Here is a 12,872-nt window from a genome sequence, read left to right on the forward strand (position 1 = left end):
GATCAGGCCTCTCTTTTGTAGAAGGGTAGGGAAACAACGGATGCAGCAATGCGACTGCCCCGCACATCAATGTGAAGCTCGGTGCCGATCTCGCTCACGGCGGAGTCGACGTATGCCATCGCGATCGGGTGGCCGAGGGTTGGCGACAATGCGCCCGAGGTGATCACCCCAACTTCGGTGCCACCATGGAAGAGAAGGTAATCGGCGCGACCAGCACGGCGCCCCTCAGCGGCGAGACCAACGAGAACGCGAGCACCAGCATCCGGCCCAGCTTCGATCGCGCTGCGGCCAACAAAGTCGCCTTCCTTGCTAAGCGCGACAACCCGACCGAGACCCGCCTGAACCGGGAACGTGCCGAGGTTCAGTTCGTGGCCATACAGCGGCATACCCGCTTCGAGGCGAAGAGTGTCGCGGCACGCGAGACCGGCGGGCACGAGACCCAGCGGTTCGCCGGCCACCGTGAGCGCTGCCCAGAGGGCGGCTGCGGCATCCACGTGAATGTACAGCTCGAAACCGTCTTCGCCGGTGTAGCCGGTTCGACCGATGATGAGGTCGGTGCCGTCGAACGTGGCGGCTGTTTCGCGGTAGTACTTGAGTTCGTCGAGCGGCGTCGCACAACCAGCGAGACCGGCCGTTGCTTCGAGGATGGCGCGCGAGACCGGGCCCTGTACTGCGATGAGCGCGTAGTCGTCGCTCTCATCGGTGACCGTGACATCAAAGTCGGCGGCCCGTTCAGTGAGCGCCGTAGCCGCAGCAAATCGGTTGCCCGCATTTGCCACTACCAAGAAGTGGTCGTCAGCAAGACGGTACGTGACGAGGTCATCGATGATGCCGCCGGCCTCGTTGAGCAGCAGGCTGTACTTCGCCTGCGCGAGGGCGATACCCGACAGCTTGCCTGCGAGCGCGTAATCGAGGAATGCACCAGCCTCAGCGCCGCGCACGTGAATCTCTGCCATGTGCGAGATGTCGAAAATGCCGGCAGCCGCGCGCACTGCGTGGTGCTCTGCCAAGTCAGAGCTGTACCGAACCGGCATCATCCAGCCAGCGAAGTCGGTAAAGGCAGCACCGAGTTGCTCATGGATGCTGTGAAGAGGCGAATACCTCACCCCAGCAGGCGAAGAGTCAGCAGATGAAGCTTCAGAGTTTGATACATCGGTCACGGAGTTCTCCCGGCGCGTGGCTAGTGAATAGAACTCCCCCTCTGTGATGAGCCTGAGAGCTTCACGCACCTACAAACTAGTGCGCTTTCACCGACGGCGGAACCTCAGGGTGATGCGAGGTTCTCTTTCCAGAGTGGCCAGTGCGATGCGGTACATGAACCTGAGAGATTGGCGGGGAGGCTTGCTCCTTCGGTGCCGTGCGACGCTCTGGTCAACGAATGTTGACTCAGTGCTGGTGCCCGGCTCTCCCGCATTGTGTTGCGGCCCGATGTTCAGTTGTTAGCTCAGCATAGCAATGCTCGGCGGATGCTCGTGCCTCCCGTCGCGTCTGATCCGTCTCTACGTCGACGAACCCTGCTACAGCAAGGCTGAGCTGAGCAACAAACTGGTCTCGCTGTTAACAACTCCCTCAACGTTGCGCATCCGGGCCAGCACCCGGTCAAAGTTGCTGAGGCTGTCAGTGCGGATGTCGGCGACGAGATCCCAGCCACCGTTGGTGGTGTGGAGTTCATGGATTTCGGGCAAGCCTCGCAGTTTGGCGATGACGGCATCCGTCGAGCGTCCCTCAACCTCGATGAAGGAGATTGCACGAATGAAGGATGGGTCGCGATCTTCGCGGATCCGCACCGAGAAACCGAGCACTGTTCCTTCGTTAACGAGCCTGTCAATGCGGCTGTTCACGGTCGCGCGGGTGACCTCAAGGCGGCGGGCGAGACTCGCGATGGACTCGCGTGCATCGGCTCGCAGCGCGGCGAGAAGGCGACGATCCAGATCATCCAATTGAGGCATGTACAAAGTGTATAACTGGGATCCCTATTATGTTCATTCACTAGCCGATAATCGCGCCTAATGGGTGTTGTGGGTCCATAGTGCTCATTCGTAACGTGGGGACTAGCAATACTGCAATGAAAGGAGTGACCGTGGTCAACTACGTAGACGTCAAGAACATGGGGCGCTGGATCGCCGACACCGGGATCGAGCCAATCATTATGGGTATCGTGAGCTACCTTGAGCAGGATTACGCCAAGTGGCAACAGTTCGACAAGTCCCCTCGTGTAGCGGCACATTCCGCCGAGGGAGTCATCGAGCTCATGCCAACAAGCGATGGAGAGACCTACGCCTTTAAGTACGTCAATGGGCACCCTTCGAACCCCGCAATGGGCTTCCAAACCGTCACCGCGCTCGGCATGCTTGCCCGCGTCGACAACGGGTATCCCACTTTCTTGTCTGAGATGACACTGCTGACCGCGCTGCGCACCGCCGCAACGTCGGTGCTCGCAGCTCGAGCACTCGCTCGCCCCGATTCCAGCGTTCTGGCCCTCATCGGCACAGGAACTCAGTCTGAGTTCCAGGCCCTCGGCTTCCGCGCCGGTCTTGGCATCACCAGCTTGCGGGTCTGGGACACCGATCCTGCCGCACTCGACAAGTTCATTCGTAACGTTGAACCGCTTGGTTTCGACGTAGTGCGTGCGACCTCAGCCGCGGATGCTGTCGCTGGCGCTGACATCGTCACCACCTGCACAGCAGATAAGACGAACGCCACCATCCTCACGGCCGACATGATCGAGCCAGGAATGCACCTCAACGCCATCGGCGGCGACTGCCCAGGCAAGACCGAACTCGAAGCCGCGATTGTGCGCAACGCGACAGTGTTTGTTGAATTCCCCGAACAGACCCGCATTGAGGGAGAGATTCAGCAGCTTGAAGCCGACTCCCCCATTACTGAATTGTGGGAAGTTCTTGCGGGCACGGCTGCCGGCCGCACCGCCAATGACGAAGTAACGCTCTTTGACTCGGTAGGTTTTGCGATCGAAGACTTCTCAGCACTTCGCTACGTATTCGATGCTGTTCGCGGCACCGACTATGCCACCGACCTTGACCTCATCGCCGACCCTGCTGACCCCAAGGACCTGTTCTCGCTCGTATCCCGCGCGCCTGTGCTGACGGCGTAGCCGACAGTGAGTGTTCAGGCCCCCTCGGCCGCCGTCCTTATTCGCCCGCACCTCTTCACACCAAACAGCCAGACCGCAGGCGACAACGCGTTCCAGTCGACCGACCCCACCCGAACCCCGGATGAGATCGCTCGCGCTGCGTACGCCGAGTCGACGCAGGTCGCTGAAACGTTGCGTGATGCTGGCGTCAATATCCATGTGTTCGAAGACACGGAGAGCACGCGCCCTGACAGCGTGTTCCCCAATAACTGGTTTTCGACTCACAGTGGCGGCCGTGTTGCGGTGTACCCGATGTATGCGCCGAATCGGCGCACCGAGCGACGCACCGATGTAATTGAGATGCTGAAGCACGACTTTCGGGTGCAAGATGTCGTGGATTATTCGGGGCTTGAGCACGACGGAATTTACCTTGAGGGCACCGGCGCGATGGTCATCGACCACACCAATCGGGTGGCCTATGCGGCGGAATCACACCGCGCGAACCCCCTAGCCCTCGAGCGCTTCTGCGCATCATTTGGCTACGAGCCGATGATGTTTGAAGCACGGGACAGTCACGGGGTGCCGATTTATCACACCAACGTCATGATGTGTATTGCGACTGACTTTGCGATGATCGGGCTCGACCTGATTGCCTCAGGAGATCGCCGCATGGAGATGGCGGAGCGCCTCACCGCACCAGGTCGCACCCTGATTGATCTCACTGCTGATCAGATCGCGAACTTTGCGGGGAACGCATTGGAGCTCAAGGGCACGAACGGTCGAATCTTGGCATTGTCGACCCGTGCCCTGAAGAGCTTGACGGCCGCTCAGCGTGCCGTGATCGAAGCTAGTTGCGAGATCGTGCCGCTCGACATTCCCACCATTGAGCTGGCTGGCGGATCAGTGCGCTGCATGGTGGCGGGGGTTCACTTGGACCGTCGCTCACGGATGGCGGCGGATGTCGCCGCAGGCGTTCCGGCCGCAGGCTCAGCCGAAGCCGCACCAACCACAGGCGTTTAAGAGCAGCGAACGAGGCTGGAGTGATTCTTAGCCTCGTTCGTTGCCCCGCTTATACTTTCCGGTCACCCGCGCAGCTCTACCGCCACGGACTGCCCAGAAGTGCCTCGAACCTTTTGCGCGAGACGGATCGCTGTGTACTTGGCGCCGTACTTTTTCTTGAGGGCAGCGTCCATCGCGGCCAAAGTGTCGGCGTCATCTCGAACCGCTGCCGTCGCTGTCACGGGCGTCGCACCATCATTCAGGGTGCCGCGCATATCGCACGCGGTGAGCTGAACGCGATCAGTGTTCCGGATGCGCTTCACCTTGCCCGAGGCCGGCGCGGTAGTCACCAGAAGCCGATCACCGTCAGCGACAATCCACACGGGCGTCGAAACGGCATCCCCCGACTTGCGGAACGTAGTGAGCGAAACATAGGTTTCGGTGGCGAGAGTGGAAAGTTCCTGGGGTGTCATCGTTCCATTATCCTCGCCACTCCAGCAGATTTTTGCCCCGGCCGCTCTGTTCGCCAGACCAACCGAGGAGTACTGTGGCGCCATGGATGTCCCGACCTGGCTCTTAGATTCCGACCCAGCGATCCGTTGGCAGACAATGCTGCACTTAGGCGAAGCCTCAGAGACGAGCATTGCTGCCGAACGTGCCCGCGTGGCCTCGACCGGCTGGTGTGGGCGAATTCTCGATGTTCAGGGAGCCGACGGTCAGTGGGCAGGCGGCACCTATTTTCCTGAGCACGATGATCAACCCGGTCAGCCATGGACGGCGACTGCCTTTACGTTGCAACTCTTGCGCGAATGCGGAGTGGATCCGAAAGACACGCGCGTGCGCGGCGCCGTCGAGCGCGTGCGCGAATGCAGCCGCTGGGAGTATGACGGGTCGCGTTTCTTCGACGGTGAAGTCGAACCCTGCATCAATGGTCTCGCTGTCGGAATCGGCGCGTACTTTGGAGAATGCGTAGACGGCATCGTAGCGCGACTTCTCGACGAGCAACTCGCAGACGGCGGCTGGAATTGTGACCGAGAGAATGGGTCGCAGCGCAGCTCATTTCACACCACCATTGCGGTTCTCGAAGGGCTGCGCGAATATGTCAGCGCTGTCGATGACAACGGTGACGGTGACAACGGTGACGGGCGCGACCGCAGTGGCAGCCGCAACAGCAGCAGTGCGGTAGCTGACGCTCGTGCCCGAGCTCACGAATATCTTCTTGAACGCCAACTGATGCGTCGCCTCAGCACTGGCGACTTCGTCAACGACGAGTGGCTTGAGTTCTCATTTCCGCCACGGTGGCACTACGACGTTCTACGGGCCCTCGACTATTTTCGGGCATCCGGCATCAGCTACGACAGCCGCATGGATGAGGCACTCACGCTCGTCGAAAGCAAACGTGGCGACGATGGACGTTGGCTTCTCGAAAACACGCACCCCGGAAGCGTGCACTTCGCGATGGAAGACGGCGATGGCAAGCCGAGCCGCTGGAACACGCTACGGGCACAACGGGTGTTGGCGTGGTTCGGGCGGGACGCCATGACCAGTTCGTTGTAGTCGATGCTAAGTTGATGCACGTCCCCACGGGAGCCCGGATGCAGGGGCTGAGAGGAAGCTGACGCAGCTTCGACCGTTGAACCTACCGGATAATGCCGGCAAAGGAAGCACGGTTTATGCACTCTGATACTTCGCCCCACGCTGACTCTGCTCAACGGCAGTCGCAGATACCGCCTCACCCGGTTGCGGCGCCAAAGCCTTCCCTGGGCACTCGCCGTGCAGTGCGCGGCGGCATCTTCGGCAACTATGTCGACCAGTTCGATATCTTCTTGCCGGTCATTGCGTTGGCCCCGGCATCCGCTCAACTCTTTGGTTCCGACAATCTCGTCGGCAACGCTGGCCTAATCTTTGTGGCGACCCTGCTGGGGAGGCCAGTTGGTGCCGCAATTTTTGGTTCGATCTCTGACCGGATTGGACGCACCGCCACCACCAAGGTTGCTCTCTTGGGCGTGGCGCTCACGACCCTAATGATTGCGCTCGTGCCCGATCACACGGTGCTGGGCGGCGGAACTCTGCTGGCAATTTTGTTGCTTAGGTTTGTGGGCGGAATCTTCCTCGGCGGCGAATACACCTCGGCAATACCACTGGCAATGGAATGGTCACGGCCCGAACGACGCGGGCTCGTCAGCGGGCTCATCATGTGGATGTCGCCCTGGGCAAACGCGTCAATCGCGGGCATGGTGTTTGTGCTGCAGAGCGTGCTCGACACCGCCAGCTACACCCTGTGGGGCTGGCGTCTACTATTCGCGCTCGGCTCGTTGCTCGCCTTTGGCATGCTCATTTATTACCGAACCCGAGTTGAGGAAGCCCCACAGTGGACGCGTCCGATTCGCCGCGCCAATCCGCTGAAAGAGATCCTTGTCGGCCGTCATCGCCGCGCACTCTGGCAAGTGTTCATCATGATGAGTGGCCTGTGGTTGCTGACCAACATGGCGATTCCGGTACTGGCTGGGCAACTCAGTTCTGGGGCCGGGGCGTTGGGCACGAGCGGGACCTTGGATGGGCGAACCCTCTCGTTTGCGATGATGTGTGGCACTGCGGCATCCGCTTTCACAATGGCGGCGTGTGGTCACTTGTCGACGCTCACTGGTCGCCGGCGCTTCTTCATGGGATTCGGGCTGATGACCGCAGTGGCCGGGCCGCTCGCATTCCTGGCGGTCTTTACGGCGCCCAGCCTGGGACAGCTCGTGCTGTTCGTGATTGCGCTGCAAGTGGTGACAGTGTCAGCGTATGGACCAGTCGGGGCGTACCTCGTTGAGCGATTCCCGACTGCCGTGCGCGCGAGCGGGTATGGGGTTGGCTACAGTCTGTCGATTGTGATTCCGGCGCTATACCCGTACTACCTGCCCGCGCTTCAGGACGTGCTTGGCGAGCAGGGCGCCGTTGCGACGCTGCTCGCGCTCGGCGGGGTGCTCATCACCGTTGGGGCGTTCCTGGGGCCAGAAACTGCTCAAGTTGACCTCGGATCAGAGCTACCCGCCATCGCCGAGGAGAGCGCTGCGGCGAGTGTGTCGTTGTAGTCAGGCTGTGAAATTGATGAGTTTGTGGGTTCCGTCGCAAAACGGCTTGATATCCGAAACTCCACAGCGGCAGAGAGCAACAGTTCGTCGCGACTGAGGAATCGGTTCGCCACTTGAAGAACGCAGATCAATCGTGCCGCGCACCAGCAGCGGCCCATCGGCACACGCCACAACCTCGACCTCCTCCGCAGCGTCGCCGGGGCGCGATCTATCTTGCGATTCGCTCATCGTGCAGCCATCCGTCCACTTGGGCCCGCGCCAGTGCCCGACTGGCTTGAATAGGGCATCGCGAGCGGCTTGCGCAGTGATGAGTTCCCTGCCTCCCACGCTGAGAGCATGTCCTGCCCCACCCAATCATCAACAAGGAGACACGCGCTGGCACCGAAGAAGATCTCGCTCAGCAGCGCTGGCTCACTCTCGGCGAGACCGCCAGCGAGGTCACGGGCTGCAATTTGTTCGTGAACGGCATCAGCTTCGACATGTTCGTCGAAGTACTCCGTGACATCCTCGCCGTACCCTAGACGCCGGAACCCTCGCGCATAAAGCTTGTTCGGAATCGAAGAAGTCATCTCGAACGCGGCCAAGTGGCCCGCGATCGCTCCGCGCAGCCGTCGGTTGAGTCCAAACATCGACATCATGGTGAACGACGCCAAAGTAATTGCTGGCACATAGTTGAGGTACGCGCCGTATCGGGAATCGAGGTCGAGACCGCGCATGGTGCGAGCAAAAATCTCGGAATGCATCCGATCACGCCGCCCTGCGCCATACTCGTCTGACTGAATCTCAACGAGTGCTGCCTTGGCTCGCCCATTCAACCGCGGGATAGCCCACGAATGCGGGTCGGCCTCTTTCAGCGTGTAGATAGAACGCTGCACCAAATACTCGAGTGCTTGGTCGGGGGTGAGCTTCTTCGCGACATAGCGCGAGAGGCTCGGGCCTGAGTCTGGGCTGGTGAGGGCAAAGAGGGCGGCCGCGACATCCTCATCCGTCGCGTTCGGCAATGGCGGAACAGTCACCTGCGCGCGAAGTTGCGCCTCGAAAGCGCACTCAAGTTCACGGCGAGCTGCAAGCAACCCCAGATCCCACTCCCATTGGTCGCCGGTTTCGATGACGGAGCCGTAGTAGAGGCTGTAGAGCAAGAACAGCGAAAGCTGCACGTCGTCGTCGCGAATGAGATCGCGGTCGCTGGTAACCGCGGCAGCGACGGCCTCTGCGAGCCCGGTGATTGTGTGAGGCTCTGATGGTTGGGCGAAAGCATCGAGAAGGAGCCGACTTATTGGCCCCCGAGCGTCAATTTCTTCGTCACACCATCTGTCGCACTCGTGTGAATTGCGTGACTGCTCTGAGTTCCCTTTAAGAGAGTTCTCGCTCGTGGCCATTGTGATCTCTCCTATTCACCGAATCGCTGCAAATGCGGGGAGCTTGCTTGCAGTTGCTAGTCGTGTTTTCCTCACAAGATCTTTCCCGCGATAGCTGGAAGATTGCTGCGCAAAACTTGGGACTTTGCCGATTTTTCGAGGTGAGTTGCTAGGGAGGGAACAAGCGTGAGCATGGCGAGTTCTCGGTCACGCTCAGCGCCCACACGTTCTAGACGACAATTCCGTCGAGCAGGTTGGCGTCTAAACGCTAGCCAACTAGCGGCGCACCCAGCACGACGACGTCCCGTCCGCGCGCGGCATCCGTACAGGATTCTTCTAGGCGATCGACGGCGCAATTTCCGCATCGACCACGTGCTTCACGTGCTTAACGCGCTTCACGAGTGCCTCGAGAATTCGGGTGTTGAACTCGACCCCGAGTTGGTTGGGCACGGTGACCAGCAGACTGTCGGCAGCCTGAACCGCTGCGTCGCGCGCGAGCTCTGCCGCGATCACATCGGGGGCTCCGATATAGGAGCGGCCGAAACGAGAGCGCGAGCCTTCAAGCAGCGGTCCCTCAAGGCTGTGACGAGACCCGCTAGTTGGCGCTCCGGCGGCGGCGAGCGGCAATTGCGAGAACGGCACCCACTACTAGCAGGACAATGCTGACCGCGATGGGCACGGCGGGGTTCGTGCCGGTCGCCGCGAGTTCAGCGGAAGGCTCAATCTCAGCCGCAGGGGCCGCTGTCGGAGTTGTAGTCGGCGTCGGTGTCGGCGCCCCGTGCTTTGGGCCGACAACGAGAGCCATGCTGTAGGGGACTTCACCGTTGAGCGTCAGCACTCCTGCGTTTTCTGCGGAAATATTCGGGTCGGCAAGAGTGAAACTCCAGAGTGTCGTGCTGTACTCATCGACAGCGTCTAAATCTTCGCCGAGCCAGAAGACACCGTTGGTGTCTATTGTGAGGGAATACGTCGCCTCCGTCAGGAATGAGAGCGTAGCGGACGAGACATACGACCCGTCAGTGATATCGATCTCGAACAGCTCGCCGTCTTCGTCTAAGGCGTAAAAGAGTCCCGAGCTCGGATCGGAGACAAAGGCCCACACATAATTCAAGCTGGACCCGATGTAGACCATCACCCCGTCGCTGAGATTCAGCGAGAAGAGGTCCCCGTCGTAAAGAGCGTAGGCGGCACCGTCAAGTCCGATTGCGAGGGCACTCGCGTAGGTGGGTATGCCGCCTTCTGTGACGTCAGCGACTTTGGTGCTCACACCTGTGGTGAGGTCAACCGTCACAAGAATCGGAAAGTCATAGTCGTCGGTGGCAACGAGGGCGTATACGGTTCCGGTAGTCGGATCCACGGTGAAGCTACCTGTGCAATTCGAACTGTCAATCTCGGTGCCTGTTCCGATAGCAGTCGCTTCTGCGGTCTGCTCGTCGACTACGAGCACCTGATTGTTTGGCGTTGCCGCGCTGTCGTCGCTGTAGTACGGGCACGTGATGGCGTAGAGCGAGTTGTCGACAGGGAGCGTTCGGGTTCCTGCGGCGTTGGCTGCGGTGGCGACACCCGTCAGTGCGAGAACACCAACTAGCGCGGTGACCACGGTGAGACGAGTGCGGTTGTACATAGGATCCACTTCTACGCAACAGATAAGGGCGTTGCAGACTCTAGCGGGTTAGTAGAACCAGTGACGCTTGGACTAGACCACTCCACGGGGCGGCGAATCGTCGCAGGTGGGGCTGCCCTCAACCTTGAGGTCCGTGACGATGCTCACCGTGTCGCCATCGAAGCGATCAAGTTCTCAGGCGACCGAAGGCGCAGACTCGGCGTCGACCACGGGCATCACGTGCTTCACGAGTGCCTCGAGGATACGAGTGTTGAACTCGACCCCGAGCTGGTTGGGCACGGTAACCAGCAGAGTATCGGCGGCTTGGACTGCGGCATCGCGCGCGAGTTCGGCGGCGATCACGTCGGGGGCCCCGATGTAGGAGCGACCGAAACGGGAGCGCGAACCGTCGAGCATGCCGACCTGATCGCGCTGCTCGACTTGCCCTTGGATCCCAAAGTAGTACTCGGTCTCGTCATCAATGATGGGCAGGATGCTGCGGCTCACGGAGACTCGTGGTGCATGGTTGTGACCGGCACTCGCCCACGCATCACGGAACATCGAAATCTGTTCGGCTTGCAGCTCGTCGAAGGAAACCCCGGTGTCTTCGGTGAGGAGCGTCGAACTCATGAGGTTCATGCCCTGCTCGGCTGTCCAGATCGCGGTGGCTCGGGTTCCTGCACCCCACCAGATGCGTTCGCTGAGTCCTGGTGCCTGCGGTTGGATTGACTGCAGTGCGCTCGTGCCAACCATCTGGGGGTTGCCGGGAGCGAGCCCCTCGCCCGCGATCGCACGGCGAAACTTGTCCGTGTGGGCGCGCGCCATGTCGGCGTCGCCCTCTCCTGCTGCCGGTTCGTATCCGAAAGCACGCCATCCATCAATCACCGTTTCGGGTGAGCCTCGACTAATACCCAATTGGAGTCTCCCGGCGGCAATGAGGTCTGCCTGTGCCGCGAGTTCTGCCATCGCCAGCGGGTTCTCGTAGCGCATGTCGATGACACCGGTACCGAGCTCGATTGTGCTGGTGCGAGCAGCGGCAGCGGAGAGCAACGGCCACGGCGATGCGTGCTGGCGCGCAAAATGATGCACACGAAAGAAAGCGCCGTCGACGCCGACTTCTTCTGCCGCAACCGCGAGCTCCACTGCCTGCAGCAGCGCGTCAGCCCCGGTGCGGGTGCGCGAGCCCTCAACGTCTTGCCAGTGCCCGAAGGAGAGGAACCCAAGTTTTGTCATACTGACGAAACCGGTGAATCGTGCGCGCTATTCCCTAGCGAGAGGGCGACGCCGTCAAGGATGTCGTGCTCGCTGGTTGTCACCCACTCGAGAGGGTGACCGGCTGCAGCCGCCGCATCCGCCACTCGACGCAGCACCGTCGCCCAGATCACGGCACCGGCGGCAATCGCGTCAACACGGCCGGGGTGCATATACGGCAGAGCGGCACGTTCAGGGCGGGGCATGCGGGTGAGATCCTCACAGGAACGAAGCACTTTCGCGAGAGGGAGACGGCTGCCGCTAATCGCTGCCGGATCGTAGCTCGTAAGACCGAGAGCATGCGCTGTGATCGTGGTGACAGTGCCAGCAACACCGATAACTTCGGTCGCCTTCGAGAGATCGATGGTGATCGTCGCGGTGTCGAGCACTGCGCTGACGTCGCTGCGAACGGCAGCGAGTTCCGCATCGGAGGGTGGGTCGTTGACGATGTTGCGTTCCGTCATGCGCACGCAGCCAACATCCATTGAATACGAGGCTTCGGGGGCGCTCGCGCCGAGCGCAAGTTCAGTGGAACCGCCACCAAGATCAACCACAAGATACTGAGGCGTGGGGCGTTCAGGCTCCGAGGCATCGGGAACGGTGAGCACCGTGAGTGCGCCGCGGAACGACAAATCGGCCTCTTCGGTACCGGGAATCACTTCGACCGGCACACCAAGAATCGCGAAAACGGCGTCGGTGAACTTGGCACGGTTGGAGGCATCCCGAGTCGCAGAGGTAGCTACGAATCGGATGCGCTCAGCACCGTGCTCGCGGCACAGTTCGGCGTAGGTGTGGACGGCAGCGAGAGTGCGATCGAGGGCCGCCTGGCTGAACCGACCGGTGCGGTCGACGCCCTCCCCCAGCCGCACGACTTCGAGGGTGCGCATCACATCGGTGAGACCGCCGTGCCCGTCGAGGTCGGCAATGAGCAAGCGGATTGAGTTGGTTCCGCAATCGATGGCGGCGACACGAGTCATTTCTTGCTCCTGCAGTTCGACAGTTAAACCTTCTTGACGACGCTCGACTTGAGCTGCATCTGGCCGAAACCATCAACTTTGCAGTCGATGTCATGGTCGCCAACGCCGTCAACGAGGCGGATGTTGCGCACCTTCGTTCCGACCTTGATCGACGTGGGGCTGCCCTTGACCTTGAGGTCCTTGATGATGCTCACCGTGTCGCCATCGGCCAGAGGTGTGCCGAACGCATCCTTGATCACTGCGGCACTCTGCTCCGCTTCGGCAGCGGCATCCGCTTCGCTCGGCGACCACTCGTGCGCACACATCGGGCACACCAGCAGCGAGCCCATTTCGTAGGCAAGGTCGCTTGAACAGTTCGGGCAGAGGGGCAGAGCGTCAGGCATGGGGAGCTTTCGGTTGATGAGCGTGCGATCTGCAATGCAGACACGGGAAACTATTTGTTCACCTCGAACTGTACGACGTAGTTCCGGCCGGAATTGCTGCGCCTCAGCGGAATACCTTCAACGATGCTCCGGT

At 60.7% G+C, this 12,872-nt stretch carries 13 protein-coding genes, 1 pseudogene and 2 riboswitches; of the genes and pseudogenes, 4 read left to right on the plus strand and 10 right to left on the minus strand.

The genetic code is table 11. From position 1 onward, the window contains the following. Window positions 1-2: 2 nt before the first annotated feature. Both gcvT and FFT87_RS13090 read right to left on the minus strand, forming a co-directional pair. Entirely contained in the window at window positions 3-1,160 is a 1,158-nt protein-coding gene (gene gcvT / locus FFT87_RS13085) for a glycine cleavage system aminomethyltransferase GcvT (RefSeq protein WP_255559950.1), read from the minus strand. A gap of 138 nt (window positions 1,161-1,298) precedes the next feature. Continuing rightward, a riboswitch (glycine riboswitch) is annotated at window positions 1,299-1,421 on the minus strand. A 96-nt stretch (window positions 1,422-1,517) separates the two neighbouring features. Next, on the minus strand, window positions 1,518-1,949 hold the full coding sequence (locus FFT87_RS13090; RefSeq protein ID WP_219949125.1) for an Lrp/AsnC family transcriptional regulator: 432 nt from the start codon (window positions 1,947-1,949) through the stop codon (window positions 1,518-1,520). A gap of 116 nt (window positions 1,950-2,065) precedes the next feature. Here FFT87_RS13090 and FFT87_RS13095 point away from each other — a divergent pair, with 116 nt between their 5' ends. Together FFT87_RS13095 and ctlX are read left to right on the plus strand one after the other, a co-directional pair. After that, complete coding sequence (locus FFT87_RS13095) at window positions 2,066-3,112, plus strand: ornithine cyclodeaminase (protein ID WP_219949126.1); 1,047 nt, start codon at window positions 2,066-2,068, stop codon at window positions 3,110-3,112. A 6-nt stretch (window positions 3,113-3,118) separates the two neighbouring features. After that, window positions 3,119-4,111, plus strand: coding sequence for a citrulline utilization hydrolase CtlX (gene ctlX / locus FFT87_RS13100; RefSeq protein ID WP_219949127.1), 993 nt, complete (start codon window positions 3,119-3,121; stop codon window positions 4,109-4,111). A 62-nt stretch (window positions 4,112-4,173) separates the two neighbouring features. On the opposite strand, the gene FFT87_RS13105 is transcribed toward ctlX, so the two are convergent. Continuing rightward, entirely contained in the window at window positions 4,174-4,563 is a 390-nt protein-coding gene (locus FFT87_RS13105) for a PPOX class F420-dependent oxidoreductase (protein WP_219949128.1), read from the minus strand. An 82-nt stretch (window positions 4,564-4,645) separates the two neighbouring features. Between FFT87_RS13105 and FFT87_RS13110 the strand changes: the two genes are divergently transcribed. Beyond that, window positions 4,646-5,647, plus strand: coding sequence for a hypothetical protein (locus tag FFT87_RS13110; RefSeq protein WP_219949129.1), 1,002 nt, complete (start codon window positions 4,646-4,648; stop codon window positions 5,645-5,647). Window positions 5,648-5,663: 16 nt separating this feature from the next. After that, window positions 5,664-5,773, plus strand: a riboswitch (TPP riboswitch). Further along, complete coding sequence (locus FFT87_RS13115) at window positions 5,764-7,167, plus strand: MFS transporter (RefSeq protein ID WP_255559951.1); 1,404 nt, start codon at window positions 5,764-5,766, stop codon at window positions 7,165-7,167. (Overlaps the previous riboswitch by 10 nt.) On the opposite strand, the gene FFT87_RS13120 is transcribed toward FFT87_RS13115, so the two are convergent. From FFT87_RS13120 to FFT87_RS13150, 7 genes and pseudogenes are all read right to left on the minus strand, one after another. Further along, window positions 7,168-7,395 carry a CDGSH iron-sulfur domain-containing protein gene (locus FFT87_RS13120; protein WP_219949130.1) on the minus strand — a complete coding sequence of 76 codons (228 nt, stop codon included), beginning with the start codon at window positions 7,393-7,395 and terminating at the stop codon, window positions 7,168-7,170. It abuts the gene before it with no gap. Further along, on the minus strand, window positions 7,392-8,444 hold the full coding sequence (locus tag FFT87_RS13125) for an iron-containing redox enzyme family protein (protein WP_370628585.1): 1,053 nt from the start codon (window positions 8,442-8,444) through the stop codon (window positions 7,392-7,394). Before FFT87_RS13125 ends, FFT87_RS13120 begins: the two co-directional genes overlap by 4 nt. Window positions 8,445-8,861: 417 nt before the next feature. Further along, window positions 8,862-9,080, minus strand: a pseudogene (locus FFT87_RS13130) (LLM class flavin-dependent oxidoreductase); the annotation flags it as partial. 40 nt (window positions 9,081-9,120) lie between these two features. Then, window positions 9,121-10,149 (minus strand): hypothetical protein, encoded by a 1,029-nt coding sequence (locus tag FFT87_RS13135; protein WP_219949133.1) that lies wholly within the window; start codon window positions 10,147-10,149, stop codon window positions 9,121-9,123. A 174-nt stretch (window positions 10,150-10,323) separates the two neighbouring features. Beyond that, window positions 10,324-11,361 (minus strand): LLM class flavin-dependent oxidoreductase, encoded by a 1,038-nt coding sequence (locus tag FFT87_RS13140; protein WP_219949134.1) that lies wholly within the window; start codon window positions 11,359-11,361, stop codon window positions 10,324-10,326. Continuing rightward, window positions 11,358-12,356: a Ppx/GppA phosphatase family protein gene (locus FFT87_RS13145; protein ID WP_219949135.1), complete on the minus strand. Its 999-nt coding sequence runs from the start codon at window positions 12,354-12,356 to the stop codon at window positions 11,358-11,360. The genes FFT87_RS13140 and FFT87_RS13145 overlap by 4 nt, the downstream gene beginning before the upstream one ends. A gap of 23 nt (window positions 12,357-12,379) precedes the next feature. Continuing rightward, window positions 12,380-12,739 carry a zinc ribbon domain-containing protein YjdM gene (locus FFT87_RS13150; RefSeq protein WP_219949136.1) on the minus strand — a complete coding sequence of 120 codons (360 nt, stop codon included), beginning with the start codon at window positions 12,737-12,739 and terminating at the stop codon, window positions 12,380-12,382. Window positions 12,740-12,872 lie beyond the last annotated feature (133 nt).

The sequence above is a fragment of the Salinibacterium sp. M195 genome (genome assembly GCF_019443965.1).
Taxonomy (GTDB): domain Bacteria; phylum Actinomycetota; class Actinomycetes; order Actinomycetales; family Microbacteriaceae; genus Rhodoglobus.

Coding starts and splice junctions, on each gene's coding strand:
- FFT87_RS13090 (WP_219949125.1), bottom strand. CDS start 1,949: ATGCCTCAATTGGATGATCTGGATCGTCGCCTTCTCGCCGCGCTGCGA.
- FFT87_RS13095 (WP_219949126.1), top strand. CDS start 2,066: ATGAAAGGAGTGACCGTGGTCAACTACGTAGACGTCAAGAACATGGGG.
- FFT87_RS13135 (WP_219949133.1), bottom strand. CDS start 10,149: ATGTACAACCGCACTCGTCTCACCGTGGTCACCGCGCTAGTTGGTGTT.
- FFT87_RS13110 (WP_219949129.1), top strand. CDS start 4,646: ATGGATGTCCCGACCTGGCTCTTAGATTCCGACCCAGCGATCCGTTGG.
- FFT87_RS13150 (WP_219949136.1), bottom strand. CDS start 12,739: ATGCCTGACGCTCTGCCCCTCTGCCCGAACTGTTCAAGCGACCTTGCC.
- FFT87_RS13145 (WP_219949135.1), bottom strand. CDS start 12,356: ATGACTCGTGTCGCCGCCATCGATTGCGGAACCAACTCAATCCGCTTG.
- FFT87_RS13120 (WP_219949130.1), bottom strand. CDS start 7,395: ATGAGCGAATCGCAAGATAGATCGCGCCCCGGCGACGCTGCGGAGGAG.
- FFT87_RS13140 (WP_219949134.1), bottom strand. CDS start 11,361: ATGACAAAACTTGGGTTCCTCTCCTTCGGGCACTGGCAAGACGTTGAG.
- FFT87_RS13115 (WP_255559951.1), top strand. CDS start 5,764: ATGCACTCTGATACTTCGCCCCACGCTGACTCTGCTCAACGGCAGTCG.
- FFT87_RS13105 (WP_219949128.1), bottom strand. CDS start 4,563: ATGACACCCCAGGAACTTTCCACTCTCGCCACCGAAACCTATGTTTCG.